We start from the raw sequence: 699 nt of genomic DNA on the forward strand, positions 1-699 counted from the left end.
CTTCCTGTCCTGCTGCAGCGACGACCTGGTGACATTCACGAACACGACGGAGATACTGCCCTTCTCGAAGCTGGAGTCGATATTGAACATACTGGGAGTGGATGTGAGCACGCTTAACACTCAGGCGACGTACAAGACGCACAAGAATACGCTTCAGTCAGTGGAACTGCTGCAGCTGGACGAGCTTTGGAACACGATCTACAACAGTAACCCGAGCTACGACCTGATGCAGAGCCTGGTGATGTCGCTTATGAGGAAGGAGCAGGACCAATCGGACGAGGAGATGGAGAAGATGCACATAAAGATGTTCGCGACCACCGAGAAGAGCTTCCACTTCGCCTCGAGGATCCCTGCAGTGCGAAGACACTTCATGAGAAGGTCTCAGTTCTACAGGCTGATAGAGCACGACGTGTACGAGATGCTGCAGCCCCTGGTGCAGGTGTTCAGCAGCCACTTTAAAATGAGGATGCTGAGCAGGTGCACGACGACGCTGAGTTTGTTCAGAAGCAGTCTGGTGCACTACGCAACGACAGCGGACGCAAATTCGCTCGACTATTGGGAATGCTGCACAGTGGACTACACGTCGCACACAGGCAATAACTTCAAGAATAAAATGGACCTCTTCTCGAGAGCATCAGACCCGCTATACGCGTGGCAAGCGCTGATGTACAGCTGCTACGAGCATGAAGAAGACAAGAG

Annotated in this window: 1 protein-coding gene; it reads left to right on the forward strand. The window is 52.8% G+C overall.

What is annotated here, in order from left to right:
* Window positions 1-699, forward strand: a 699-nt coding sequence (locus tag L1D50_RS23210) for a hypothetical protein (protein WP_239966956.1), incomplete at both ends; no start/stop codon positions are given.

Origin of the sequence: Pseudoalteromonas sp. Isolate6 (genome assembly GCF_022398435.1) — a bacterium.
Taxonomy (GTDB): domain Bacteria; phylum Pseudomonadota; class Gammaproteobacteria; order Enterobacterales; family Alteromonadaceae; genus Pseudoalteromonas; species Pseudoalteromonas galatheae.